Raw genomic sequence first — 25,527 nt, 5'->3', positions numbered from 1 at the left:
TAACTATGGCCACGGCAAAGAAAGCTAAGAATCTGAAAAACCTGAAGAATCTTAAAGAGTCAAAGAAATCATCGAATAGCGGCAATAAAAAAAAGGCAGCCGGTCTGGCGAAGACTGCGTCAGCGAAAAAAGCGCCTGCAAAGCAAGCCCCTGCAAAGAAGGCGACATCGGCGAATGCATCGAAGCCCGTCGTACTGATCATGGCAGGCGGGAAAGGAGAGCGCTTCTGGCCGCGCTCCACCGTATCGACGCCGAAGCAGCTGCAGAAGATCTACTCCAACAAGACCCTTTTACAGGAAACGATCGATAGAGCCAGGGCCTTCACCTCGGCCGATCGCATCTTCATCGGATGCAATCCGTCGCTGAAAAAGGCCATCCAGAAGGGCCATAAGATTCCCGATGCGCAGTTTGTGCTTGAGCCCGAAGGACGCAACACCGCTCCGATCATCGCCCTTGCCGCATTGCAGTTGGAGTCTCGCTTTCCAGGAAGTGTTCAGGTTATACTCTCCGCAGATCACTTTATTCAGCCTCTTGACCGCTTTGCCGAATCCATGAAGGCAGGCATGACCCTTGCGCAGCAGGATTATCTCGTTACGTGTGGGATTGTTCCGACACGGCCTGATCCAGGCTACGGATATATACAGCCCCGTAAATCCGAGGTTCTTAAACCGGCCGGCTGGATGATCGAGCAGTTTCACGAGAAGCCCGATATCGAGAAGGCGGCCGGCTATGTAAAAGACGGCTTCCTCTGGAATTCCGGCATCTTCCTCTGGAAGGGATCGGTCATCCTTGAAGAATTCCGCAAGCATGCGCCCGAGATCCTGCAACCGCTTGAAAAGACGTATAAGAGCGCAGCCGCTCTCAAAAAGGTATTCCCGACGCTGCCCGAGCAGCCCATAGATATAGCCATCATGGAGCGTTCACAGCGCAGGGCGGTGGTGCCCGCTTCGTTTCAGTGGGATGACGTCGGTTCCTGGCTGGCCCTCGAACGCATTCGCAGCGAATCGGCCGATGCCGACGGAAACATCTTTGCCGGCGAGAAGACGCAGACCGCCGCTTTTGATGCACGGGGAAACATCATCGTGCCGAACTCAAAGCGCCTGATCGCCCTGCTTGGCGTGAAGGATCTCGTATACGTGGAGACCGACACCTCTGTGCTCATCGCCACAAAAGAGCGGCTGAACGACATCAAGAAGCTCATCGCAAAGCTCAAGGAAAAACCTGCTTTACAGAGCTTCTTACAATAAGAAAATGACCGAGTTGCCTGCCTGGCAAGATCGTACAGGAGAACCAGATGCCGTCCGGAAAGAAAAGAAAACGAAGAAAGATTCGCACTCATAAAAGAAAAAAGAAGCGCAAACTGAATCGTCACAAAAAGAAACTGCGCTGATCGGTTAAGTCATTCCCGGTATTGGATTTCTCCTGCCGGACTGCCGATAAAAGAAGGGGCTACGGCCCCTTTTTACTTGTACCGGGAATTATGGAGACCGAGAACCGAACCATCCTCATCCTGTTCAGCGTTGTCGTGCTGCTGGTCTTTCTGGACCATCAGTCCGACCGGCAGTTGAAGCTTGCCGGTGTTGACAGCGTCGAGCGGTTGTCGGCCGACGAGCTGACCGAATCGGCCCTTGATGAAGCCGAACGGCTTGATCGTCTGCATCGTCCTGCTCTTGAGCGCAAAGTAAAAAAGAGCGTCACGCGCGGTGTGGAAGATGCCCGAGATGAGATCGAAGAGCGGGCCGAAGACGTATCGGAATCGGCGCGTCTGCAGGCTGAAGAGGTCGCCGACGATCTGACACGGGACGCTACCCGCGTCGTTAAGAAAGGCCTGACGCAGACGCTTGATAAGGCGAAGCTGCAACTCAAAGAGGTCTCGCTTGATGAAAATGGCATGCAGGCGGCTGACGAAAGGCTGCCTGTCCTTCCCGTGATCAAAAAAGACGGCCATGTGCAGACGCATCTCACGCTCTATTATCCGGGATTTCAGGGCAGAAAGACGGTGATGATGAAGGTTCGCCGCACCCTGCCTGAAAGCGTCGATGCCATGAAGGCCCTTACGCTTTTACAGAAGGGGCCCACACCAAAAGAGAAGGGCCTTGTAAACGCCTTTGATGCTTCGTTACAGGTGAAACGTCTTACGATGGATGGCAGCATCGCCGAGGTCTATGTAAGCGAATCGGTTCATCGTATGAGCGCTCCGATCCGGCAGGATCGCCTGGATCAGCTCTGCCTGACGCTTCTGCAATTCCGTGAGATCAAAGGCGTGCGTATCATCGTCGATGGGCGTGTCGTCAGGCAGCTTGGGACCGGCAAAGATGCCATTCCTGTGGCGCAGCCTGTGCGTCATATTGATCGTCCGATCGAAGAATACAGATCTCTGTAATATCCATGATTATCCATGATTAATCATGAAAGACCCTGGAATCCTGTATCGACGTCACTCGCGGTCATCACCGGGTGATAAATATCGATTGATTGTCAGCGAGGCTTTCGGGCGTAGCAGACCATCGACGAGGTGAGCGCAAAGTCGCCGAAGGCGATCCGGCTTTTCAGATGATAGAGAGCGGTCGGAATCATGCGCCGGTAATCTGTGAGCGTTTTGAAGTTTCCGCGCATCTTCAGCAGTTTCGGTAGCAGGCCGAAATCGACGCCTCTATAAAATTGCACTCGCTGAAAGCCGTGCCGTTCGAGAAGCAGGCGCAGGTTATACGTCGAATAATAAAACAGATGACCGGGAAGATAGTAATGATAGTCGGCGCCGGCATTTATCGCCTGCCGACCGAGAAAGTTAGCCGTCTGTAATACGACAAGTCCTCCCGGGCGTAAAAGCTCAAAAAGGCGCGATGCGGTTTCGGCCGGGTCGGGCAGATGTTCGAGCACTTCGATGGCCGTGATCACGTCGTATCGTCCGCGAACGTCTGTAAGATCGCCGTGAATCAGGTTACGCCCCCGGCGCCGGCCTTCGCTCACCGCATAGTCCGAAAGATCGACGCCTGTTGCCGTGAAGCCGGCCCTGGTTGCCGCCTGAACAAATCCGCCAAAGCTGCATCCTACATCGAGCAAAGCGGCCGGCGGACGAACATGCCTGCGAATGGTGCGAAGACGCGCCCTCCAGACGTGGCCGTAGTAGGGCTCCTGCCGGCGCTCGTCTTCGTAGCTGTAATCGGCCTGTCCCGTATAATATTCTTCGCCGTAGAGCGCCCTGAGATCGGCCGGGAATCTTGCCTGCCTCTGCAGACCGCACGAAGGGCAGCGAATAATCTCAAGAGGCGGCGAGAACCTCTCGATTTCGTAGAGGGCCTCAAACTGCGACTGGCAGACGGGGCACGGCATACCTTCCATATCATTAACAGAATCGGTCGGTGAGGCCCGTTCCCGAAGCTTATTCGTTCATCTGCTTGCGGCCAAGAAGCACCTTCTGTCGTTCGAGGCGCTTGATGACCTCGGGGTATTTGCTCTCGATTAAAGAATCATCGGGCCGGATGGCGCGGGCCTGATTCCAGTAGCTCTCACATTTGCGCAGATTACCCAGCCGGTAATGCGCGATGCCCGCATACTTCAAGGCTCTGAAATAATCGGGCTTGAGCTGGATGGCTCTCGTCAGATATTTCAGGGCCTTCAGGTAACGTTTTTCCTGAATAAAGCAGAATCCCCTGTAAAAGAGGATCTCGGGAGACTGCTTTTCAGACGGCCCTTCCATCAGGTCAAGGGCCTTTGAGAAGCTTCGGTTACGGATGTGGTTAGAGATCTGAAGCTCATAGATCAGATCATCGGTCAGATCCTGAGGCTCTCTTTTATGCGCCGGCTCTTTGAAGCCTACACGCAGAAGAGAAAGGTCGTCGGTGATCTCGCCGACGGCGAAGATCGATTTCACCATACGTCGCAGGTTGCCCTTTGACTTTTCTATGATCTTGAGGATGAGCCGGTAGTCCTGATTCATCTGTGGAACTGTTTCGCCCGGCCGTAAATTTAGGTCGTCTTTGCCGTCTGATCCCGAGATAAGAACGTCGCCCGGTTGCAGTTGAAAGCTGTGAATAAAGAAGTCGAGCTCCGATGGGCTACCGAACTTGCGCAGCGTAAGCTCTTCGTCGATGAACTGTGCCTGTCCGTTACGATAGAGGATCAGGAACGGATGCTCGGCGTTTACAAAGAGCAGCTCGCCCGATTCTTCATTGAGAAGGCCGAGGATGCCCGAAACCATCATCGCCCCGTCAAACGACAGAAAAAGCGTCTGTATCTCGTCGTAGGTTTCGCGCAGCCATTGTTCGGGAGCGACGTCAAGCGATCGATCGTTACCCGCCGAGCGTGCGATGATAGAGTTAAGCACCGTTCCCATCACAAGGGCGCCGCCCGCTCCCTGTACGGACTTGCCCATCGCATCGCCGTTAAAGAACAGGGTAAAGCGCTGCCCGTTGAAGAGCATGTTGCCGCTGACGCAGAGGTCGCCGCCGAGCTGGTAATGGCGATCCTTAAATAGAAACGACTTTTTCTGTATGATGACGAAATCCGTCGTTACGTCGTCGCTTTTGTTAAAGTTCTTGAGCAGCGGTCGCATGAGCAACGAGGTGAGGAAGTAGTCTCCGTCCTGGCGCCGTTTGAGATTCTTGATCTCGTCGAGCGAAACCTCGAACTCCGTCTGCAGATTGTTCAGCTTTTCGATGGTGCGAAGAAGATCCTTGCCGTATTTGCGATCGATATAGAGGCCGCATTCCATCTGCTTCATCTGCTCGATGAGCGGTGCGATATAGGGCTTGCGGATGACCGAGCCATGCTGCGGAGCGATGAGCTCAAGATCAAGGGCCTCGATCTTGCGAAGAGCATAGTTCAGAATATCGCGGCTGGGCATGTAGGCCATGTGAAAGCCTTCTATGCTCTTGAAATAGTTCTCGTCGGCATAGAAATGCCAGGAATCCTCAAGACCGCCGAAAATGTCAGACGAAAAAAGCACCTTCGACGTTTCATCATAGGTGACAAAGGCGCCGGGCGAATGACAGTAAGGCGTCGTATAAAAACGAAGCGTGCGCCCGCCGGCGTCGATGACGAAGTTATGCTGATCGATATTATAATAAGGAGCGTCGATGCCGTAATGCTTGATCAGAACCGACATGCGGCTGTGTGTGATGATCTCGAGATCGGGCCGCTTGATCAGCTTTTCGAGATGCGGCACGGCGGCGCAGAGATCGGGGTCCTGGTGATGCAGAATAATGTAGCGAACGTCAGAAAGATCACAGGCCATCGTGATCTTCTCGATGATCTTTTCGAGCTGTAGCATCGAGCCCGGGTCGATAAGCACGGAGTTCTTTCCGTTGCGAATGAAGTAGGGATGGCATTGAAAGGGGTCGTTTTCAAGAACGTTACCCACCCAGAAGATATCAGGAGCGATTTCAACCGGACGGCTGAAGTCGATGGACCCCCGCTCGTTTCGAAAAGCTTCAAGGTCAGTCGGGCTCATACAGTCATTTTCGGCGCAAAGGGCAGGCTTTCAAGCCTATTAAAAATCGCTTACAATTCTATGTTAGCAGAATAGTTTGCCTCATCAATCAATCATAGATTTCTGACTCGCGCTTAGAAAGGCTCTAAATCAGGCACAGTCATAGCTCATATCGATTTGAGATATGTTCTGAAATCGAATCTCAGATAGGGTTAGCTGTGCTATGGGCGAACTGAGAAATATTCTCAACTCCGCCGTGCGCGAAAGAACCAGTGAGCGATGCGCTGGTCAAGCTTTCCAATCGGAGTTCGTTCCATGTGGCCGAGCTCCACGTCTTTAAAGAAGCGGTCGAGCAGCGTCCGCGCATCCTCTTCTGAGAAAAGCGTCATACTTGCATCGGAAACGTCGGAATGCGCGAAGTGCGTATCTCGATTTGAGCGAAGCGTCCCGACAAAAAGGCCGCGGGGCGTTAACAATCGCGAGAACTCTTCAAGCAGACGCATGCGTCCGGAGTCTGAGAGATAATGAAGCACGCCCCAGCAGACGATGACATCAAAGCTTGCATCGTCGAAGGGCAGTTTGCTCTCGGCCTCGGTAATGACAGCCCCGGTAATCTCGGCCTCGGTTACAAGCCGCAGATCCATTTCAGGAAACGACTGGCGGCCCTGTTCACAGGCGACTTCGCTGATCTCGCAGCCGGCGATGCGGCCGAATCTCATCTCCTGTAAAAGATACAAATGACGACCCGAGCCGAAGCCGTAGTCCAGGGCCGATGCGTTCTCTGGATTGAGTTCGCTTCGAGCTGCTGCAAGCAGGCGTACGAGATTCTCATCGGGATACAGCTGGCGCGATTTCTCGGTCTGATAGTGTCGATTCCAGGGGGTTCGTAGATTCACAAAAAGCCTTCCATGTCTTGCATCAGTCTGTCGCGCTCCGAGACATGACCCGTGAGGGCGATCACGCCGGGGCGCCTTGCGTTAGGCCTCTGACCCGGTAGAACAGGCAGGGGGCGTGCGGAGTAAAAGCCCGGATGTCGGTAGAGCGAGGGCGAGAAGAGCAGCGGACCTGCATCGGCAGAGGTCGGCGGTAGAAAGCCGATGACCATCGCCTGCGAGCGTTCTCGCTCCAGATGCTCGATTAAGAGACGCCGCATGCGCTCGCTGTCGGTGCCGCAGTAGATATGCACCAGCATCTCGAAATAGGGCAGGCCTGTAACGGCAGGAATCATATCGTCGGCAAGAAACTCGCCTCCGACTTCTGGGGCGCATTCGACAAGGTAGGGCGTGTTGCCGGCGACGATGAACTCGGCGAGAAAGGGGCCGTTTTCAAGGCCACTGCGACGCACGATGCGGCGACAGTGTTCGACCATCTCATAGCGCACGCCGCCCGGAAGCGATGACGGAAAGACGTGCATGCGATCCGAGAAGTCGGCGTTGCGGAACCGATCGCTTAAAAGCACCGGATAAAACGTTCCCTGCACGATCAATCCAAGCAGAATACACTCGCTGCCTTCGATAAACGGCTCGATGAACGGCCTTGCTGAGGGCTTCGTAATTGATTTCGCAGGAGACGTCTCGGCCAGAAGAGACTCGGGCAGCTCGACGATCTGCAGGCCTTCTTTCGCATGTCCGTCGGCCGGACGCACGATATACTTTGCCGGATGCTTTACGTCGGCAGGCACAGGGATCTGCCAGTCCTGCATCGTCTTTTTGTATAGGGCTTTGTTACGAAAGAAGCGAAGCGACCGATGCGGATTTGCCGGCAACGAGAAATGTCGCGCCAGCGATGCGGCGATCTCAACGGCCTTGCCATACGAACGGCATCCGACCCCGGCAAGATGGCGGCGAAGGTCGTCGTCGCCTTCGATGGCATCGATGAGAGCGGTACGGTCGAGAATCGAACTGACAAAAGAGCGGTCGGTTAGCTCAAAGCCCGGAGCCGCCTCGTTCAGATCGGCGGCGGCCACACCGAGGCCCAGGCTGCGGGCGGCCAGAAGAAGCGGCAGCTGATGCGAGCCCGCTCCACAGGAAAAGAAATACTGCGTCATCACTCTGAGAAACCTGCATCCATCATCGGCATATTTTTTCTCGCTTCAAGTGAAATCGTCCGATACTGTACTTATGTTAAGGGGCATCTACACATCCTCCACCGGCATGATCATGAACCAGTATAAGATGGACGTGATCTCGAATAACCTGGCCAACGTCGATCGCACCGGCTTCAAGGCCGACGACGCCATCTTTAAGTCCTTTCCCGAGCTGCTGCTTCAGCGCACCCGCGAAGACGGGCTGGGATGGACGCCGATGGGCAGCTTTGATCTCGCTCCGATGGTCGGTAAGCTGGGAACGGGTGTGGAGTTCAACGAAAGCTATACGCGCTTCGAACAGGGAGCGGTGAAGACGACAGGCAATCCCTTTGACCTGATGCTCGATGACCGCGGCAAAGAAAGCCCCGCCTTCTTTGTAGTTCAAACGGATCGCGGCGAACGCCTCAGCCGCAACGGCTCGTTTGTTTTGAATAAAGAAGGCTATCTTGTCACTCCGGAAGGATTCCCTCTGATGGGAGAAAAAGGACCTATACAGGTCGCCCGCTGGAACTGGACCGTGAAGGATAACGGCGAGGTCTGGATTAACCGCCGCATCGGCAACGAGGCCGAGGCCGGCACAAACGAAACGCAGAACCGCTGGGAAGATCCCGTTTTGCTCGATAAGATCAAGATCCGCACGGTGGAGTTTCCCCGTGAGATCAAGAAAGAAGGCAACAGCTTCTTTACCGTAACGCCCGAATCGGGACCGATGCTTGAATTCAAGCCCGATCAGGAGCCCCTTGTTTTACAGGGATTCCTCGAAGCCTCGAACGTCAATATCGTGCGCGAGATGACGAAGATGATCGAGGTGCAGCGTGAATACGAGGCGAATCAGAAGTCGGTGACGACGCATGATGCGCTGCTCGGCAAGCTGATAAATGAAGTGGCGCGATAGGCGAATTCTTCACCCTCATCTTTGATTTGAAAAGTCGGCTGCCTGCGCGGTCGTCCCACCCCTGTGTTATCTTGACGGACAGGCGGGATTCAGAATCCTGCGTTCGATAGAGGCTGCCCTGACAGGGCGGCCAATGCACTGGAAGCAGTCCGGTAAGGGTAGTTGAGACGATATGAACGCCGCTGAGTTGAAAAAGCTGGAAGATGACCTCTGGAAAGCCGCCGATGATTTGCGAGCGAATTCGGACCTGAAGTCTTCGGAGTACGTCACGCCGGTTCTGGGAATTATTTTTTTACGTTTTGCTGATAATATCTACACACGTCATGAAAAGGCAATCCTATCTGAATTTGAGAAGGGATCTGGCCGAAGAGCGTCGAAACCGATTGACGAAATTGCAATAGCCAAGTGTGGCTTTTATCTGCCCGACAACGCTCGATATGATTACCTCTTAAATCTGCCCGATGAAGAAGACATCGCCGCTGCTTTGAAAGAGGCTATGAAGTCGATCGAGGAATTCAAGCCCGAGCTTGAAGGTGTTTTGCCCCAGGAGGAGTACTTTAGACTTGTTCGACGCCCGGAACAACGTGAGATTCCGAAACGCCTATTACAAACCTTTGCCGATATTCCGCGCGATACAGACGCTGATCTCTTTGGTCAGATCTACGAATACTTTCTGGGCAAGTTTGCCCTTGCCGAAGGACAGAGCGGCGGGGAGTTCTTTACTCCGCGTTCCGTTGTTCAGTTGATGGTGGAGATCCTTGAGCCCGTAGGCGGTACTGTGTTTGATCCGGCCTGTGGGTCCGGCGGTATGTTCGTTCAGTCAGGTCGCTATATAGAAAGGCACGCCGGTAACAAGGACGACCTTTTCGTGTCGGGAATGGAAAAGACCCTTGAAACGGTTAAACTTGCACGAATGAACCTTGCCGTGAACGGCATCCGCGGAGATGTGCGACAGGCGAACTCCTACTACGAAGATCCCTTTCAAAGCTTTGAAAAGTTTGACTATGTACTGGCAAATCCGCCGTTTAATGTCGACGATGTCGCTCTGGCTCGCGTCAAGGCCGACAGGCGCTTCAACACATACGGCGTTCCACAGAATAAGACGAAATCAAAAGAGAACAAAACGGTTCCCAATGCGAACTACCTGTGGATTAACCTGTTTGCCACTTCACTCGTAAAAGGGAAAAGCCCGAAAGGCAGAGCGGGGCTTGTTATGGCTAACTCCGCTTCGGATGCACGGCATAGCGAAGCCGATATTCGTAAAACACTGATTGAGAAGAACCTGATCTACGCAATGGTCACTCTACCGTCGAATATGTTTTATACGGTAACGTTGCCGGCCACGCTCTGGTTTTTCGATAAAGCCAAGAAAGACGAGCGCATCCTCTTCGTCGATGCACGGAATGTCTTCACGCAGATCGACCGTGCCCATCGCGAATTCAGCAAAGAGCAGATCCAGAACCTTGCCTGCATTAGCCGACTCTATCGCGGGAACAGGGAGTCGTTCGTTCAATTGATTCATGCGTATTTCGCTGATGGGAATGCGGGGCTATTGCAGCATGAGTCCGGCATTCAGGAAGTCGCCAGAAGGGTTCAAGAATTCTTAAAGGCTGAAGGAGAGAAGGATGTACCGGATTTTTCGGGCATTGTCAAAGAAGTAAAGTCTCTTCTAAAGAAATACTCCGACTACGAAAAAATCGTAAAACTGAAAGACGTTGAAAAGACGAACGATGCTCAGAGGAAGCTGGCAGGTGGTTACCGTCCCTTCTTTGAGAGTTTGCATGTTCTGTTGAAAGATGTTGACGGAAGGGTTCGACGTATTGAGAAGAAGGGCAAGGATGCTAAATCGCATAAGACCCTGAAATCAAGCTTGGAACTCCTTCATAGCGAGATTCGTTCTACTGAGTATTTCTTTACCCATATTGCGTGGCTTCAGGAACGCTTTCCGGACGCCGCCTACACCGACGTGACCGGGCTCTGTAAGGCAGCAACACAGGCCGAGATTGCCGAGCAGGATTACTCTCTTAATCCGGGGCGATACGTAGGCGTCGTCATCGAGGAAGACGGCAAGACCGAAGAAGAGTTCCTGTCAGACCTGTCCTCCATGCACGATGAGTTTTCGGCTTTAAGCAAAGAGGCGGCCAGACTGGAAAAGGTGATCGGTAAAAATATGGCGGCAATCCTGGGTGAAGCGTAAAAATCCCTGGACTTTGCGGTCAGATAGGGCAGAGTCGGGATAAACTCAGGCTGGGCGTCATTCGAAAAGGCACTTTTCCAGAGATGCAACAAAGAGAGAAGATTTCTGTGTCTAAGAAAGATCAGGTTACAGTGGTTCAACCCGCCGTTCTCAAATGGGCAAGGGAATCTCTTGGCCTCACTGTTCATGACGTAGCAAAGAGGTTGAAGAAGCAGCCCGACCTCATCACAGCCTGGGAGGCAGGCGAATCCTTCCCGACGTATTCGCAGCTTGAAAAACTGGCCTACGACATTTACAAAAGACCTATTGCCGTATTCTTTTTTCCCGAACCCCCTGCAGAAAAAATCCACAGGAAGGAATTTCGCACCCTGCCCGATGAAGATCTAAAGAAGCTGTCAGCCGACACGCATCTGCATATCCGTAAGGCTCATGCATATCAACTCTCCCTCATCGAGACCTTTGACGAAAGAAACCCATCAGACGAAAAAATCTGGAAGCAAATAGCCCTTTCGCCTACAAAGCCTGTGCCTGCACAGGCGCGAGCGATTCGCGAGTTCCTTGGCGTTACCCTGCAAGAGCAGGCCGACTGGCGGACCACCGATCAGGCCATGAAAGGATGGCGAGAGCGAATCGAGGCCAGAGGCGTTTTCGTTTTCAAAGAAAGCTTCAAGCAGAAAGAAATCTCGGGTTTCTGCCTTTTTCATGATGAATTCCCTGTTATTTACCTGAACAACAGCACCACGTTTTCAAGGCAGATATTCAGTCTGTTGCATGAGCTTGCGCATCTTCTCTGTCATGTGAACGGTATATCGAAAGAGGACGAGAGCTATATTCAGCGCTTGCCAGCCAGAGAGAAAAAGCTGGAGCAGTTCTGTAATGCCATAGCGGCTGAAGTATTAATTCCTGAAGCTGATTTTCAGGCGCGAATCTCATCTCAAAAGGGATCGTTTGAATCGTTCCCCGATTCCTTTTTTTCACAGCTGGCCGGCGTTTATTCCGTTAGCCGAGAGGCCATTCTGAGGCGCCTTCTAAACCAGAGCAAGGTCTCGCTACGCTTTTATAAGCAGAAGGCAGAGGAGTGGTCCGCACAGATGAAGAAAGGCAGCGGAGGAAACTGGTTCTCGACGCATGCATCGTATCTCAGCTCAACGTTTACAAGAGAGGTGCTGCGCAAATACGACCGGCATATCTATAACGATACGAAGGCTGCCGAGCTTCTGGGGATCCATCCGAAAAACCTTGATGGCCTGGAGGCGAAAATCCTATCCGGAGCTTCGCGTTGATCTACGTCTTTGATACGAGTTCCATCCGTTCGTTGCAGCATTTCTACCCCGGCATCTTTCGCTCGGTGTGGAAAGGGATGGATGAACTTGTGAAAGAGGGCCAGATCATCTCGGTACGAGAGTCATGGAACGAACTGGAAAGGCAGAATATCAGCGATGATCTGAAGGCCTGGGTGAAAAAGAATAAGCGCATCTTTCTAACACCCTCAATTGAAGAGCTTCAGATGGTCAGAGACATCCTTTCAAACAGTCTGTTTCAGGGGTTGATCGGCGAAAAACAGAGGCTGCGCGGCGATCCGGTAGCTGACCCCTTCGTTATCGCGTTAGCCAAAGTCCGAGAAGCTGCGGTCGTCACAGAAGAGAGATTCAAGAAAGGGGCAGCTAAGATTCCTAACGTATGCGATCATTACAAAATTCGTTCGGTGAACCTGGAGACATTTATGCTGGAACAGGGCTGGAGCTTTTGAATGGTTTCCGTCAGAGAGGGTAAACCACAGAGGCGGCAAGTGGCCGTATAGCATAAGGGTCGCGTGGAGCAAAGAACGTGATCTTAGCATAACCGGATATGGGTGGGGCGTGAAATGAAGTATGGCTTTTGCAAAATTGGGGAGTATGTTACTGTCTTGTCTGGCTACGCATTCAAGAGCGAAGATTTCCAGGCCGTGGGCGTACCGGTTATAAAAATCGGTAACATTAAGTTGGGCCATGTATCTCTTGATGACGGGAATACCGAGTGTATTCCGCGTGCGATTGCAGATAAGCTTGGTCGGAAGTTTATTGTAAGAAAAGGTGACGTCCTTATTTCTCTTACTGGATCACATTTGACTCAACCCGGGTCAGTTGTAGGGCGAGTGGGGCGATATTATTACGATTCCATTAGCGTACTCAATCAAAGAGCCGGGAAAATTATAGTCAAAGATGAAGAAAAGAGCCACCTTGGTTTCTGGTTTTATCTCCTATCGACAAAAGCTGTAATGACGGAAATTGCCATGCTTGCCCATGGTGCTGCAAATCAAGCTAATGTTAGCCCGAAGGATATTGAAAAGATCTGGCTCCCCCTCCCACCCCTTCCCATCCAGAAAAGGATCGCCGCCATCCTCAGCGCCTACGACGAGCTGATCGAGAACAACAACCGCCGCATCGCCCTGCTCGAAAAGATGGCCGAAGAGATCTACCGCGAATGGTTTGTGCGCATGCGCTTTCCGGGCCACGAGAAGACGAAGTTCCACAAAGGCATCCCCGAAGGATGGGAGGTGAAGAAGCTGGCGGAGGTGGTGGAATTGTGCTATGGTAAGGCATTGAAAGAAGAGGAACGATCGGGTAGTGGTTTTCCCGTATACGGCTCGAGTGGAATAGTAGGCTATCACAAGATCAAACTCGCTGAAGGTCCAGGCATCATCGTTGGTAGAAAGGGTAATGTTGGTAGTATATTCTGGTCGGCTACTGACTACTACGTCATTGATACAGCATACTTTGTTCGTGCGGAAATCAGTTTCAGGTACTTATTTTTTGCTCTTCATTCGTTGAATTTTGTTAACAATGATTCGGCCGTGCCGGGATTAAATCGGTCGCAGGCCTATTCAAACTTTATGCTTTTACCAGACGCAAACCTTTTAAAGAGATTCGACCTCGAAATCGGCGAGTTGCTGAAGGTCAAAGAGAACCTCCTTCAGCAGAATACCCTCCTCAAACAAACCCGTGACGCCCTGCTCCCCCGGCTCATGAGCGGCAAGCTTGATGTAGAAAACCTTGACATTGCCTTTCCACCGGGCATGCAGAACTGACCACAGGCATCTGTGGAATCTTGTTGAAATATGATGGCGCTGTTCAGGAATCGTCAATGGCCGTAATCACAGAGGAAGACCTGGAGCGGGAACTGGTGCAGATCCTCAAAGAGGATCATGGCTACCGGGTGATCAATGCCGCCGTTCCTTACGGCGATACGAGCAGCGACGACGGTAGCGGACGGCAGAGTCGAAGCGAGGTCGTGTTAAAGGGCCTTCTTCTTGAGAAAGTGGCCGAGCTGAATCCGGGCATCCCCGCTAAAGACCGGCAGCGCGCCGTCGAAGAGCGGCTGCTTGTATCGCGGCGGGCGATGAGTCCGCTTCTGGCCAGCAAAGAGATCTATCAGATGATCCGGGACGGCATCCCTCTCGAATACGAAGGCGAGAAGGGCAAGAAGGAGAGCGGCACGCTGCGGCTTATCGACTTCCAGAACGGCGAGAAGAACGACTTCCTGGCCGTTCGCCAGTTGAACATCAAGGGCGACCGCTACACCCGTATTCCCGATGTGCTTCTGTATATCAACGGCCTTCCGCTTGTGTATATCGAGCTGAAGAACTCCAACGTTAAAATCGAAAACGCCTATACCGATAACCTGACGAACTGCCGTAACGACATTCCTCGGTTGTTTGATTTCAATGCCTTCTGTATCCTTTCCAATGCCGTTGAGACGAGGGTGGGCAGCAGCTTTGCCGACTGGAAGTTCTTCTTTTCATGGCTGCGCGTCGATGACGAAACCGAGAAGGTCGATCGCAAGGCCATCGAACGTGAGGGAACGAGCATCGAGCGGGTCATCGGCGGCCTTCTCGGCAAAGAGAGGCTTCTCGACTATATCGAGAACTTCATCCTCTATCATAAAGATACAGCGAAGATTATCGCAAAGAACCATCAGTTTCACGGCGTGAACAAGGCTGTGGCCTCTTTTGCTGATCGTAAGGTGCGCGAGGGAAGGCTGGGCGTGTTCTGGCATACGCAGGGATCGGGTAAGAGCTACTCGATGATCTTCTTATCGCGAAAGATCCATCGTAAATTCACCGGCAACTTCACTTTCTTGATTATTACGGACCGGACCGATCTGGACGGGCAGATCTATGGCAACTTTGTCGATACCGATACGGTAAAAAAAAGCGATGCAGCACGGCCAACCAGCAGCATGGCCCTTCGCGAAGACCTTGTGAAGAACAAGCCATTTATCTTTACCTTGATTCAAAAGTTCCAATCGACGAGGGGAAAAGAATTCCCGATCCTGCACGACTCTACAGATTCCAGTCGTGAGATTATCGTCATTGTCGATGAGGCGCATCGCACACAGTATCTTTCACTTGCTGAGAATATGCGTCGCGGGTTACCCGGCGCGCATTACTTTGCCTTCACGGGCACGCCTCTGCTTGCGGGCAGCGAAAAGGGTAAGACGCAGGAATGGTTTGGCGGTTATGTAAGTGAATACAGCTATGTGCAGTCCATCGAAGATGAGGCTACACTGCCGCTCTACTACGAGAAAAGAGTGCCTGAAGTCCTGATTGAGAATCCGAATCTCAGCGAGGATTTTGCCGAGATCGTCGAAGACGAGCAGCTTAATACCGAGCAGCGCGAGCGCCTTGAGAATAAGTTCGCAAAAGAACTGGAAGTTATAAGGCGTGACGATCGTCTTGAAACCATTGCAAGGGATATTGCCTATCATTTTCCCAGAAGGGGATATCTCGGCAAGGGGATGGTAATCTCAGTCGACAAGTACACGGCCGTGCGCATGTATGAAAAGGTCAAGCATCACTGGGAGATTGAGAAGCGCAATATCCAGAAGGCCATGACGCAGGCCTCTGAGGTCGAGCGGCAGGCGCTGAAACGATCTCTCGAGTTTATGCGTAACACGCAGATGGCCGTCGTTCTCAGCGAAGAGGTCGGCGAAAAAGAGAAATTCGCCGCAAAGGGACTTGAAATCGAGTCACATCGCAAGCTGTTGAACACGCCCAACGAAGAAGGGCAGACCATAGAGGATCGTTTCAAGAAAGAAGATGATCCGCTGAACCTTGTTTTTGTCTGTGCGATGTGGCTGACCGGTTTTGACGCCCCTTCCGTATCGACGCTCTATCTCGACAAGCCGATGAAGGGGCATACGCTCATGCAGACCCTTGCACGTGCGAATCGAGTGACGGGGCATCTGATCTATGGACGCTCGAAAACGAACGGCGAGGTTATCGACTATTACAACGTATTTCGGAATATGCAGCAAGCTCTTAGCGATTATGCAACGGGTAGTGAAGGGCAAACGCAAAAAGAGACTGAAGCGACGGGTGAGGACGTCATTCCGCCTAAGAGCAATCTATTTGAGTTGCTTGATGCTGCCATCGAAGAAGGCGTGACCTTTCTGAGTAAGCACGATATCGACCTGATGCAGATCCCCACAAAGAAGAGCGTCTTAAAGCAAACGGCGCTTTTCAAAGAGTTTTCCGATACTCTGCTTGCCGACGATCTTACGAGGCAGGAATTCTTTCTTTACGAGAACGCCATCTCGTCTCTTTACGATGCCTGTAGACCCGAGGTAACGAAAGAGCAAGCGCGCCCCATCGTTCCTCTATTCTCGTACCTGCGAGAGATGATCGAAGCTATTATCAAAACGAAAGACATCGATAGCGCCGTGCAGCGCGTATCGGCCCTTCTTGATGAAAGCGTCGTTACGACCGAAGAGGGCATTCTCGTTAAAGAACCGGCGCCGGAGTATCAGATCAGGCAGAAGGGCAAGGTCTGGGATCTCAGCAAACTCGATTTTGAGCAGCTCAAGAATGAGTTCAAAACGAAGCCTCATAAGAATATCGAGATCACTGTGCTCAAAGAGTTTCTCATCGAGAAACTGGATCGCATGATGCGCGAGAACGGAGAGCGAGCGCCGTTCGTAGAACGATTGCAATCCATCATTGAAAACTATAATTCAGGCACCGTGATTCACGAAAGCACTTATGAAGAACTGGTAAACTTCGCTTCCGATCTGAAAGTGGAGGAGGAGCGGCATATTCGCGAGAACCTTTCGCCCGATGAGCTGGAACTCTTTGATCTTCTGAAAAAAGAAAAGATGACAAAGGACGAAGAGATCTCTGTGAAAAAGGCGGCGAAGGCCCTGCTGCATCGATTGAAAGAAGAGAGCCCGAAGGTGCTCGTCCAGGACTGGTTCCGCGATTCTACCTCCCTCATCAGAGTGAAAGAAGCCGTTACCGACATACTCGAAGAAACTCTGCCAGACTCCTATGATCGGGTTCTGTTTTCGAAAAAATGCGAGCGCACCTTCGAAGTCATCCGCACCTATGCCGAAAAAGGCGAGAAGTGGGTGGCCTGAGATAGACCTGACAAAAACCGCTCGACCCCCTTCCGCCTCCGATGAAAAAGGGGATGCATGAAACTGCGCACGCGCTTCCTGCTTGTCGTCAGCGTCCTCTATATCCTGGTCGGTCTGGGAACCGTCTATCTTTTCTATTCGGTAACGGGGGACGTGATCGCCGGCTTTGCCGAGCGCTTCGCCGCCAAAGAGGCGCAGATCCAGAAGAACCGCCTGCTAACGCTTATCGACAGAGAGGTCGTCTTATCGGGCCGCCTGGCCGACGATTATGTGATCCGGCGATGGGTGCTTGACGAGAATAACGAAGAGGCTCGAAAAACGGCCTATCTTCAGATCGAAGGCTATCGCAAGCTGGCCCGCGATAAAGAGTCCTTCTTAACGATCGCCTCATCGCAGAACTATTATACGTTCACAGGAGGAAGCAGACCCGTCGTCGCCACTCTGAAGGCCGAAGTTCCCGAGCATCGCTGGTTCTTTCAGACGATGAAGAACGTCGATACGTTCGCTCTGAATACCGATAAAGATCTGCTCGTTCACCGCACGAAGGTCTGGATCAATACGATCATGCGCGATCATGCAGGCCGTAAGATCGCCGTCGTCGGATCAGGCGTCAACATCACGGTCATTCTCGAAGAGATCATCGGTAATCAGGAGCCCGGTATCTCGGTCTATCTCGTCGACGAAAAAGGCGTTATCCAGGCCTCAGAAGATCATGAGATCGTTCTGCATAACGCCCAGGCCCTTGATGCCGATAAGATCACGATCTTTACGGTGATGGAGCAGGGGCGCTTCGGCGAAGAGCTGAAAGCGGCGATCGAAAGGCTGCGGGCCGATGCCGCCGAATACAAAAAGAGCGGCAGCGAGACGATCGAGATCGGGCAAAACGAAAACGAACAGGATGACGTTATCACCTTTCCCGTTACGCTGAAAGGACGCACCCAGGTGGCCGCCGTTTCGTATATGCGGCATCTTGGCTGGTATAACGTCGTTATCCTTGATGTGGGGCGTGTGATCAGCGTTCGGGAGTTTCTGCCGATTCTGATCGGCCTCTTTATTTCGCTTCTTTTCTTGAGCGTGCTTATCGGCTTGCTCATGCATCGCCTGGTACTTCGTCCGCTGGAGCGCATGACCGAAGCGACGGCTGAGGTGGCCGCCGGTCGTTACGGCATCCGGCTGCCCGTCGAACGCAGCGACGAGATCGGAAGGCTAACGTCTTCGTTTAACTCGATGGCCGGCACCATCCAGGAATACACGACCGACCTCGAGGCAAAGGTGCAGCAGCGTACGACCGAACTGCAAAGCGCAAATACGGCCCTCAGGCAATCGCAGAAGGAGATCGACGAAAGCATTCGTTATGCGTCGATGATCCAGTCGTCGATCCTGCCCGATACGGCGCTCTTTGAATCTTGCTTTTCGGATTATCTGCTTCTCAATCGCCCGAAGCTTGTGGTCGGCGGCGATTTCCATTACCTTCGCCTTACCGATTCCAGCATCGTGCTTGCTGTCGTCGATTGCACGGGGCATGGCGTGCCCGGCGCCTTTATGACGATGACGGCGGCCTCGGCGCTCAATCATATCGTAGAGTCGTCGCCGCAGCTGAACCCGGCTACGATGCTCTCTGAGCTGAATCGCATCATGAAAGAGACCCTGCGCTTCAAAGAGATCGACGCGGGGCTGGACATCGGATTGTGCGTCATCGACAGGCAGTCGAAAGGGCTTTCCTATTCAGGGGCCGGCCTGTCGCTTTTCGAGTTCCGGGACGGTAACGTGCTGGAACATAGAGGCGACATTCAGAGAATTGGCTATCGCAGCTCATCGACGGATTTTGCGTATCAGGCGTTGACGATAGGGAATCCTTCGGGATCATCGTTCTATATTACGACAGACGGAATTCTCGACGAGCCTGGAGGAAGCAAAGGCTTCGGCTTCGGCTCGCAGAGGTTTCAGGAGATGATCCGTGAGAACGGTCACCGGCCCATGCCGGAGCAGCAGTCGGCCTTTGAGCAGACTCTGCGTGAATACAGAGGCGACTACAGGCAGCGGGACGATCAGACGCTGATCGGCTTCAGGCTGTGATGAAAGGCCGAGTGCGATTGCCCGAAAGAATAGAGATGGCTGAAAAAAGAAGAGTGAGGATGGCATGGATCTTTTTCAGATAAAGAAAGAATTCAACGACAGTAATATCCTGATCTGCTTTAACGGCCCGTTCTCGCACAGCATCCTCGAAGAGATAGGCATAGCGATTCGCAATCACCTCGATAATGAGAATGTGACGAAGGCGGCAATCTCTGATGTTTTCTCGATTTATATCGAACTGACGCAGAACGCGCGCAATTACATCATCGAAAGGCAGCTTCGATTATGTCCCGAATTTAGTTAGAGTTTGAAAAGGCGGAACCCTGGCCCAAAATGGGCCGAACACCACATTCCCTTACGGAGGGTTCCATATGAAGAAGAACGAACGGGCAGAAACCAGTCAAACACAAAGCCTTACGGCCGAAGGTTTTCGGGATTATATTCGAACCAGCCTCGATGCTCGAGTGCGCGAATTTGCACTCGGTTACGTAGGAGCTTTGATTCTCGAAGAAATCGAAACGTTATGCGGCAAGACAGGGGAGCATAAGAGAGGCCGTGGTCTTGCCCATCGAGGCGGCAGCCAGCGTGGTTCCATTGTGCTCGATGGTGAAAGGGTGGCCATCCAGAGGCCCAGAGCTCGAAGCAATGGCAAGGAAGTGAAGCTGGAGCGATATGAGATCCTTCAGGATCGCTCTGATCTTCGCGAGCATGTTGAGCGCCTGATGCTGGCAGGCATCAGCACCCGGAACTATGAAAAGACGCTGAGAAAGACAGAAGCCTCTCTCGGCCTTTCGCGGAGTGCGGTTTCGCGGGAGTTTGTGAAGTCCAGCCGTGAGTCGCTCAATCATTTGAATTCACGCAGGTTTCCTGATCAGACATTCTGGTGTATTGTTCTTGATGGCATCGTATTCGGCGGCTCTGTCGTAATCGTTGCTCTCGGGGTCGATACGGCCGGAAACAAGCATTTTCTGGGCATTTCTGAGGGGTCTACAGAGAATGCTGATAGCGCACTCAGTGTCCTTCAATCAATCGAGAGCCGTGATATCCGCTTCACAGATCGTGTGCTTGTCGTCATGGATGGATCAAAGGCTCTTGAAAAAGCGGCCAGAGAGTTCTTCGGAAAGAAGGCAGAGATCCAACTCTGCTACCTTCATAAACAGAGAAATGTTCTTGCCAAGCTCCCACGGAAGTATCATGCAGAATTCTGCAAGAGATACAAGCAGGCATTCAGCGCTAACAGTTACGAAGATGTCGCAAGCGAGATGCGGTCCGTTCTATCATGGCTCGAATCCATCAGCTACAGTGCCTCTCAGAGTCTTCAGGAGGGTTTAGAGGCACTGTTAACGCTGCATCGCATCAATATGCCGCCGAAATTGAGAACATCCTTTTACACAACCAATCTGATCGATTCGGCATTCTCGAATCCCAGATCTCAGCTTAACCGGGTTAAACGGTCAAGGCCTCAGACAGACCAGGTGCTCCGATGGGTCGGTAGTCTCCTGCTATCACAGGAGGAACAATTCCGTAAGGTGCGGTCATACACTCATATCCATGAGTTCTTAAACACCTTCCTGGATAAAAAGATTGACGAGCGGATCTCGGCATAGGATGCATTCAGTGGGTCCTGCCTCAAAGTCTAACTATCACTGGGACATAGTCGCAGCTTCCGCCCGGCGAGTTAAGCAGCACGATCGTCGTTGTCGCTCGCAAAGACGAGACCCATGCCGTCACATCGGGCAACTACATTCTAAAAGATGACGTTCAGCCCCTGAAAGAGCGCATCGAACAGATCAACGCCATGAATGCCGACGATTTGAAGGCCCTGTATAAGAAACAGCTGCGCAGCGAGCGACCCGAAGGGGCAAGAGGAGCGGGCATCGGCCTGATAGACATTGCGAGAAAAACGTCGTCGAATATGGAATATAAAACATCCGGCCGGTCGACGATCGCTACGATTTTTTCAGTCTGACCGCTTTTATATGAGAATTTATGATAACTGAAGAGGATTGCTGCATGGATTTTCCGGAAGTGACAAAAACGGCCTCCACACCTTCCATCTTCTATAGAGAGGGAACGGTCTTTATCGAGGGAGAATCGTATCCCGAGAATTCGTTTGAGATCTACACGCCCGTCGTGCGCTGGCTGCGCGCTCTCGTAGACGAAAAAAAAGACATCCGAATCGATATTAACATCAGCTACATGAACAGCAGCTCGACGAAATGCGTGCTTGATATGCTTGATATACTGGACGAAGGACATCAGGCCGGTGTGAAGACGGGCGTCGTCTGGCGTTTCGATTCCGAGAATCCACGATCGCGAGAGCTGGCCGAAGAATTCAAAGAAGAGTTTACGATGCCCTTTGATATCGTGCCGGGCGAGTCATGAAGCCTCAGCGCTCCTCCTACATTAAACAGGAAACGGAGGATGCCGTCCGTTTTCGCATCGACGAGGTGCTGAACGGCCCGGAAGATTTTGATATACTGGCCGAGTACAGAGCCCTGGCCGAGGCCTACCGCACACTGAACCGCAAGCTCTACCGCACGCTCTTTATCAGCGATCTCTATCAATCCGAACGACTGCAACCTCCTGAAAAAGCGGGGGCTCCGGTTAACGAGGCGGCGACGGAGGACATGCAGCAGCTTGTCGAGCGACTGAAGACGGTCGACGCCGATCTCGCTTCGCAGGCGGAGCGTCAGCTGATCCGATACCGCAAACTACAGAACCGTCTGAACAAGCTCATCGCCATCAGCGATCGGTTTCAGGGATTGCTGCATCAATCCAATAAAAACAAAGATGCTTTTATTTCGAATCTCAGCCATGAACTGCGCAATCCGCTTGGAACGGTGCTCGGCATCGTCGACCTTCTGCAAGATTCGAGTCTTAACGCCGATCAGCAGAAGCTTGTCGACGTGCTTGCGCAGACCGGGAATAACCTCATGCGTATCGTCGACGAGGTGCTCGACCTTTCGCGCGTCGAATCGGGACACATGGAAGTCGAGCGCATTCCCTTTCCGCTTCACGATCATCTTGTCGCACTGATCGAGCAGTTCCGCCATCATCGTTTCAGACGGGATGTGGAACTGAATCTGATCATCGACGACGACGTACCGACCGTTATATCTTCGGATTCCTATCGCATAGGTCAGATCCTTTCAAACCTGCTTTCGAATGCGCTGAAATTCACCGAGCAGGGAAGTATAACGCTGCATGTTCGCAAACTCGGTAGCGACGCTCTGCGGTTCGACGTCATCGATACGGGAACCGGCATCGAGCAGGATCGCATAGACCGCCTCTTTGAACGATTCGTTCAGGAAGACGGCACGATCGCACGGCTATACGGCGGCAGCGGGCTCGGTTTGAATATCGTACGCGAGCTTGTTCGATTGTTCCGTGGCACCATATCGGTGGAGAGTGAAAAGGGTAAAGGATCGACGTTTACCGTCGTTCTACCCGTCTCGTTTGAGGGCACCGAACATAAAAAGCCCGAAGCCACAGGGCGAAGGCGCATCCTCATCGTCGAAGACACCCCCGAACAACGATGGCTGATCGAGCGATTTCTTACCGACGAGCCTTTTGACCTGACGATTGTGGAGTCGGGTGCCGAGGCCGTCGCCGCCTGCCAGAAAGACTCATTTGATCTGATCCTGCTGGATTTGCAGATTCCAGGCATGGACGGATTTGCGACGTTCGCAGAGCTCCAGGCTCAAATCACCGGTCCGCTGCCGCCTGTCATAGCGTTAACAGGGCGCACCTCAGACGAAGACCGGCGGCGCACGGCAAGCGCCGGCTTTGCCGCTCATATTACGAAGCCTTTTACGAAAGAAGCGCTGATCGACGTGATTCAGCGGTACTGCAGGGCCTGATTTTCACTCCTGATCGAGCACAAACGAATAGACGCGCACGATCTCGAATCGATAGGATCGCGACAGGGCCGTTTCTTTGCAGGCCTTGGTGCGCGTCTTTGATTCGCCGGGCGACAGTTCGACGAAAAGCGTGCAGCTGCCCGCCTCCTGGCCCGATCGACTGAGCAGGCGAAAGCGACCGTGCACGCTGCGAGGCGCCTCGGTCAGGTTCATGATGCGCAGCTCGAAATTCCGGTATCCGTCCATCTCAAGGGCGAGCGGCTTCAGCTCGATGACGATGCCGTCCTTCTCGAATCGCTCCATCCTCTCGGTTTTCTCTACGCCGCTCTGGGCTGCCGTTGCCGTCACAAACAGCGGCATCAGAAGTATAGAAAGCATTGCGCCCGGATAGCGAAGATAGCTCATGGATCAAATGTTGGCCAGACGCTTCCTGCATGCAAGTCCGATTCGCTTTTTATCGAGCCTGTTCCTCTGTCTGATACTACCGGTTGCGGTCGTTGCCGCTCCGGAATCCGACCTCTTTCCTTTTCGCGACGGGTCGGATTGCATTTATTATAATCGCCAGGGCGACGAGAAGATCCGACTGAAGTGCTCGGCCGGTTTTGTGGCGAGCAACCTTTCAGATTCCAGCCTGCCGGACTTCATCAGAGAGGCCATGGGCGAATTCGCCGAGGGCCTGGCACCGGTTCGCCTACCTGACGGCAGATGGCGCTATATTGACGCATCGGGAAAGACGATCCTGCCCGCATCGGGAGAAGGTTATGAAGACGCCGATCGTTTCTCTGAAGGCCTTGCGCGTGTGCGTTTAAATGGCAGATACGGCTATATCGACCGAAGCGGTCGCATGGTAATTCCGGCTCGTTTTGTGCGCTCCGGCCGCTTCGTCAATGGAATGACGTTCGCCCAGTGCGATACGGGCGTGTATAACTATGGCTATATCGATCGCACGGGCAAGCAGGCGCTGCCATGCAAGTATCAGGATGCCTTTAATTTTACGGCCGACGGCCTGGCCCGTGCCCGCATGTGGGATCTGTACGGCTACATCGACCGACGCGGCACGGCTGTGCTTAACTTCGCCTACAAGTTTGGCGGCAACTTTGACGGAGGCCTGTCATATATCTTAAAAGACGAGGGTTTTGCCTTCATTGACAGTAAAGGAAAAAGGCATATTAACATCCCGCAGTTTGATCTGGTCGGCGATTTCAGCGGCGAGCTTGCTCCGGTCAGAAGAACGGCGAATCTGCGCTGGGGATATATCGACCGCAGCGGACGCCTCGTCGTACCGGCCGTCTTCTTCGAGGCCTTCACGCATTTCAGAGGACTGGCGCTTGTTCAGGGTCCTGAGAGTTATACATCGGCCGATTCTATCAAAGAGAATCCGGCTCCCGTCGCACCCGGGAAGCTTGCCTGGTACTATATCGACGCAAAAGGCCGACGGCTTTTTCCGCGTTGAACGGCGGCAAAGGCGGCCTCGGTCTCGACAAGCGTGCGGCGCTCGATGGCGTTATCCACACCGACATGAAAGGATGCGACGAACGGGCGCTTTTCAATCATCAACGGAAACCAGAAGACGTCGTCGCCCCACATGCGATCATAGGGGATCGCGCTTATATCGAACCATTGCGGCGCCATCTCGTCGGATTCCGCCGGTTCACCTGAAAAGTTTTCGGCGCGAAAGACCGTGCCGCGAATCGGCCTGACATTCGGATCGGCAAACGTAAAGAAAAGCAGCCCTGCTGGAATGAGATCGCGGGCCTTCACTCTGAGGCCCACCTCTTCGAGGATCTCGCGTGCAGCGGCGGCCGCAATCGTTTCATCGACCTCCACCTTGCCGCCGAATCCGTTCCAGTAGCCTTCACCGAGTCCGCGCTTCTTGCGCCCGAGCAGAATTTGCTCGCCGGCAACGATCAGCGTCAGCGTATAATCCCGAAAAGGATCGGCGGGCAGATAGATGGAACCGATTTCATCGTTCACGCCGAAGACTTCGGCTTCTTTGCGGTGGATGCGCCGGGCCGCCGTAGCCGCCAGTATGGCATCAAAGAAATCTTTCGTATGTTCGCGAAGCAGGCGGCTCTGTAGCATTGCGAGCGGAAGCTGCACCTCTTCTGTCAGCACCCTGTCCTGAATGGCGGTGGGAAACGTTTCACAGATTGGGATCTGTGGAAAGTCCCGCCGCAGCACCGTCCAGAGATACTCGGACTGTTGCATCCACTCCTGAGCCCGCCCGCCCGTTTGCGGCGTCCATTGCAGGCGGTAATCAAGCGTGCGGATCTGTCGTTCGGCTTCTCGCGTCCTCGCCGTCGTGCGCATGGAGCGCGCAGGCCCGTCTATCGCAATGCAGGAGGGCTTTCGCTCTTGTAGATAGCGCGAAACGGATTCGGGCGTTTTCAACCTGACAAGATCGGTGACGGCGCCCTGTTCGTTGATCAGACAGAGATGAAAGCCCTTTTTAGCGCCGCCGATATCAATGCCGGCAAACTGTGCGTCCTTTTCTTTCCCGTTTTTCGCAGTCATGACAAAAATAAATTGATTTCGAATCGCCGCTTCATTCTGTATACAGAAAAACTGTCGAGGACTGTCGAACCG

At 53.0% G+C, this 25,527-nt stretch carries 20 protein-coding genes and 1 pseudogene; 15 read left to right on the top strand and 6 right to left on the bottom strand.

Features of this window, described 5'->3' with window-relative positions; translation table 11 throughout:
* Positions 1–5 precede the first annotated feature (5 nt).
* Positions 6–1,247: a mannose-1-phosphate guanylyltransferase gene (locus tag LEPIL_RS07100; RefSeq protein WP_002771320.1), complete on the top strand. Its 1,242-nt coding sequence runs from the start codon at positions 6–8 to the stop codon at positions 1,245–1,247.
* Between the two features lie 233 nt (positions 1,248–1,480).
* Positions 1,481–2,383, top strand: coding sequence for a GerMN domain-containing protein (locus LEPIL_RS07095; RefSeq protein WP_002771319.1), 903 nt, complete (start codon positions 1,481–1,483; stop codon positions 2,381–2,383).
* Positions 2,384–2,478: 95 nt separating this feature from the next.
* On the opposite strand, the gene LEPIL_RS07090 is transcribed toward LEPIL_RS07095, so the two are convergent.
* The 4 genes from LEPIL_RS07090 to LEPIL_RS07070 all read right to left on the bottom strand — a co-directional run bounded on the left by LEPIL_RS07090 (position 2,479) and on the right by LEPIL_RS07070 (position 7,478).
* The gene (locus LEPIL_RS07090; RefSeq protein ID WP_002771317.1) at positions 2,479–3,342 is read right to left on the bottom strand and encodes a class I SAM-dependent methyltransferase; all 864 of its coding nucleotides are present in this window, start codon (positions 3,340–3,342) and stop codon (positions 2,479–2,481) included.
* 40 nt (positions 3,343–3,382) lie between these two features.
* Positions 3,383–5,452: an oxygen-binding di-iron domain-containing protein gene (locus tag LEPIL_RS23360; RefSeq protein ID WP_002771316.1), complete on the bottom strand. Its 2,070-nt coding sequence runs from the start codon at positions 5,450–5,452 to the stop codon at positions 3,383–3,385.
* A 224-nt stretch (positions 5,453–5,676) separates the two neighbouring features.
* Positions 5,677–6,327 carry a class I SAM-dependent methyltransferase gene (locus LEPIL_RS07075; protein WP_002771314.1) on the bottom strand — a complete coding sequence of 217 codons (651 nt, stop codon included), beginning with the start codon at positions 6,325–6,327 and terminating at the stop codon, positions 5,677–5,679.
* The gene (locus tag LEPIL_RS07070) at positions 6,324–7,478 is read right to left on the bottom strand and encodes an ATP-grasp domain-containing protein (protein ID WP_002771312.1); all 1,155 of its coding nucleotides are present in this window, start codon (positions 7,476–7,478) and stop codon (positions 6,324–6,326) included. Before LEPIL_RS07070 ends, LEPIL_RS07075 begins: the two co-directional genes overlap by 4 nt.
* A gap of 73 nt (positions 7,479–7,551) precedes the next feature.
* Here LEPIL_RS07070 and LEPIL_RS07065 point away from each other — a divergent pair, with 73 nt between their 5' ends.
* The 12 genes and pseudogenes from LEPIL_RS07065 to LEPIL_RS07010 all read left to right on the top strand — a co-directional run bounded on the left by LEPIL_RS07065 (position 7,552) and on the right by LEPIL_RS07010 (position 22,941).
* Positions 7,552–8,412 carry a flagellar hook-basal body protein gene (locus tag LEPIL_RS07065; RefSeq protein ID WP_002771310.1) on the top strand — a complete coding sequence of 287 codons (861 nt, stop codon included), beginning with the start codon at positions 7,552–7,554 and terminating at the stop codon, positions 8,410–8,412.
* Between the two features lie 172 nt (positions 8,413–8,584).
* Entirely contained in the window at positions 8,585–10,609 is a 2,025-nt protein-coding gene (locus LEPIL_RS07060; protein WP_002771308.1) for a type I restriction-modification system subunit M, read from the top strand.
* Between the two features lie 107 nt (positions 10,610–10,716).
* On the top strand, positions 10,717–11,892 hold the full coding sequence (locus LEPIL_RS07055; RefSeq protein ID WP_002771306.1) for an ImmA/IrrE family metallo-endopeptidase: 1,176 nt from the start codon (positions 10,717–10,719) through the stop codon (positions 11,890–11,892).
* Positions 11,889–12,359 carry a PIN domain-containing protein gene (locus tag LEPIL_RS07050; protein WP_002771304.1) on the top strand — a complete coding sequence of 157 codons (471 nt, stop codon included), beginning with the start codon at positions 11,889–11,891 and terminating at the stop codon, positions 12,357–12,359. The genes LEPIL_RS07055 and LEPIL_RS07050 overlap by 4 nt, the downstream gene beginning before the upstream one ends.
* Before the next feature lie 114 nt (positions 12,360–12,473).
* Positions 12,474–13,676, top strand: a complete 1,203-nt coding sequence (locus LEPIL_RS22875; protein ID WP_002771302.1) for a restriction endonuclease subunit S — start codon at positions 12,474–12,476, stop codon at positions 13,674–13,676.
* Between the two features lie 56 nt (positions 13,677–13,732).
* A complete protein-coding gene (locus LEPIL_RS07040) occupies positions 13,733–17,002 on the top strand; it encodes a type I restriction endonuclease subunit R (RefSeq protein ID WP_002771300.1) in 3,270 nt (1,089 codons plus the stop codon).
* Between the two features lie 57 nt (positions 17,003–17,059).
* Positions 17,060–19,078: a SpoIIE family protein phosphatase gene (locus LEPIL_RS07035; RefSeq protein ID WP_002771299.1), complete on the top strand. Its 2,019-nt coding sequence runs from the start codon at positions 17,060–17,062 to the stop codon at positions 19,076–19,078.
* A gap of 64 nt (positions 19,079–19,142) precedes the next feature.
* Positions 19,143–19,382: a hypothetical protein gene (locus tag LEPIL_RS07030; RefSeq protein ID WP_052608228.1), complete on the top strand. Its 240-nt coding sequence runs from the start codon at positions 19,143–19,145 to the stop codon at positions 19,380–19,382.
* A 67-nt stretch (positions 19,383–19,449) separates the two neighbouring features.
* Positions 19,450–20,685, top strand: coding sequence for an IS256-like element ISLil1 family transposase (locus LEPIL_RS07025; RefSeq protein WP_002771298.1), 1,236 nt, complete (start codon positions 19,450–19,452; stop codon positions 20,683–20,685).
* A gap of 80 nt (positions 20,686–20,765) precedes the next feature.
* Positions 20,766–21,047, top strand: a pseudogene (locus tag LEPIL_RS23770) (SiaB family protein kinase); the annotation flags it as partial.
* 20 nt (positions 21,048–21,067) lie between these two features.
* Positions 21,068–21,463 (top strand): DUF1987 domain-containing protein, encoded by a 396-nt coding sequence (locus tag LEPIL_RS07015; RefSeq protein WP_211208627.1) that lies wholly within the window; start codon positions 21,068–21,070, stop codon positions 21,461–21,463.
* On the top strand, positions 21,460–22,941 hold the full coding sequence (locus LEPIL_RS07010; protein WP_002771296.1) for an ATP-binding response regulator: 1,482 nt from the start codon (positions 21,460–21,462) through the stop codon (positions 22,939–22,941). Before LEPIL_RS07015 ends, LEPIL_RS07010 begins: the two co-directional genes overlap by 4 nt.
* 3 nt (positions 22,942–22,944) lie before the next feature.
* Here the strand turns inward: LEPIL_RS07010 and LEPIL_RS07005 are convergent, their stop codons facing one another.
* On the bottom strand, positions 22,945–23,346 hold the full coding sequence (locus LEPIL_RS07005) for a hypothetical protein (protein WP_002771295.1): 402 nt from the start codon (positions 23,344–23,346) through the stop codon (positions 22,945–22,947).
* Between LEPIL_RS07005 and LEPIL_RS07000 the strand changes: the two genes are divergently transcribed.
* Positions 23,345–24,394, top strand: coding sequence for a WG repeat-containing protein (locus tag LEPIL_RS07000; RefSeq protein ID WP_040918410.1), 1,050 nt, complete (start codon positions 23,345–23,347; stop codon positions 24,392–24,394). The genes LEPIL_RS07005 and LEPIL_RS07000 overlap by 2 nt on opposite strands.
* On the opposite strand, the gene LEPIL_RS21780 is transcribed toward LEPIL_RS07000, so the two are convergent.
* Positions 24,355–25,455 (bottom strand): NUDIX domain-containing protein, encoded by a 1,101-nt coding sequence (locus LEPIL_RS21780; protein ID WP_002771292.1) that lies wholly within the window; start codon positions 25,453–25,455, stop codon positions 24,355–24,357. The genes LEPIL_RS07000 and LEPIL_RS21780 overlap by 40 nt on opposite strands.
* Positions 25,456–25,527: the final 72 nt, after the last annotated feature.

This window comes from Leptonema illini DSM 21528 (genome assembly GCF_000243335.1).
In the GTDB taxonomy this organism is placed as follows: Bacteria; Spirochaetota; Leptospiria; order Leptospirales; family Leptonemataceae; genus Leptonema; species Leptonema illini.
Note: the sequence above shows the minus strand (reverse complement) of the source record. Positions and strands in the feature narration are given on the sequence as shown.

Coding starts and splice junctions, on each gene's coding strand:
- LEPIL_RS07100 (WP_002771320.1), top strand. CDS start 6: ATGGCCACGGCAAAGAAAGCTAAGAATCTGAAAAACCTGAAGAATCTT.
- LEPIL_RS07095 (WP_002771319.1), top strand. CDS start 1,481: ATGGAGACCGAGAACCGAACCATCCTCATCCTGTTCAGCGTTGTCGTG.
- LEPIL_RS07090 (WP_002771317.1), bottom strand. CDS start 3,342: ATGGAAGGTATGCCGTGCCCCGTCTGCCAGTCGCAGTTTGAGGCCCTC.
- LEPIL_RS23360 (WP_002771316.1), bottom strand. CDS start 5,452: ATGAGCCCGACTGACCTTGAAGCTTTTCGAAACGAGCGGGGGTCCATC.
- LEPIL_RS07070 (WP_002771312.1), bottom strand. CDS start 7,478: ATGACGCAGTATTTCTTTTCCTGTGGAGCGGGCTCGCATCAGCTGCCG.
- LEPIL_RS07065 (WP_002771310.1), top strand. CDS start 7,552: ATGTTAAGGGGCATCTACACATCCTCCACCGGCATGATCATGAACCAG.
- LEPIL_RS07060 (WP_002771308.1), top strand. CDS start 8,585: ATGAACGCCGCTGAGTTGAAAAAGCTGGAAGATGACCTCTGGAAAGCC.
- LEPIL_RS22875 (WP_002771302.1), top strand. CDS start 12,474: ATGAAGTATGGCTTTTGCAAAATTGGGGAGTATGTTACTGTCTTGTCT.
- LEPIL_RS07040 (WP_002771300.1), top strand. CDS start 13,733: ATGGCCGTAATCACAGAGGAAGACCTGGAGCGGGAACTGGTGCAGATC.
- LEPIL_RS07035 (WP_002771299.1), top strand. CDS start 17,060: ATGAAACTGCGCACGCGCTTCCTGCTTGTCGTCAGCGTCCTCTATATC.
- LEPIL_RS07030 (WP_052608228.1), top strand. CDS start 19,143: ATGGATCTTTTTCAGATAAAGAAAGAATTCAACGACAGTAATATCCTG.
- LEPIL_RS07025 (WP_002771298.1), top strand. CDS start 19,450: ATGAAGAAGAACGAACGGGCAGAAACCAGTCAAACACAAAGCCTTACG.
- LEPIL_RS07015 (WP_211208627.1), top strand. CDS start 21,068: ATGATAACTGAAGAGGATTGCTGCATGGATTTTCCGGAAGTGACAAAA.
- LEPIL_RS07010 (WP_002771296.1), top strand. CDS start 21,460: ATGAAGCCTCAGCGCTCCTCCTACATTAAACAGGAAACGGAGGATGCC.
- LEPIL_RS07000 (WP_040918410.1), top strand. CDS start 23,345: ATGGATCAAATGTTGGCCAGACGCTTCCTGCATGCAAGTCCGATTCGC.
- LEPIL_RS07005 (WP_002771295.1), bottom strand. CDS start 23,346: ATGAGCTATCTTCGCTATCCGGGCGCAATGCTTTCTATACTTCTGATG.
- LEPIL_RS21780 (WP_002771292.1), bottom strand. CDS start 25,455: ATGACTGCGAAAAACGGGAAAGAAAAGGACGCACAGTTTGCCGGCATT.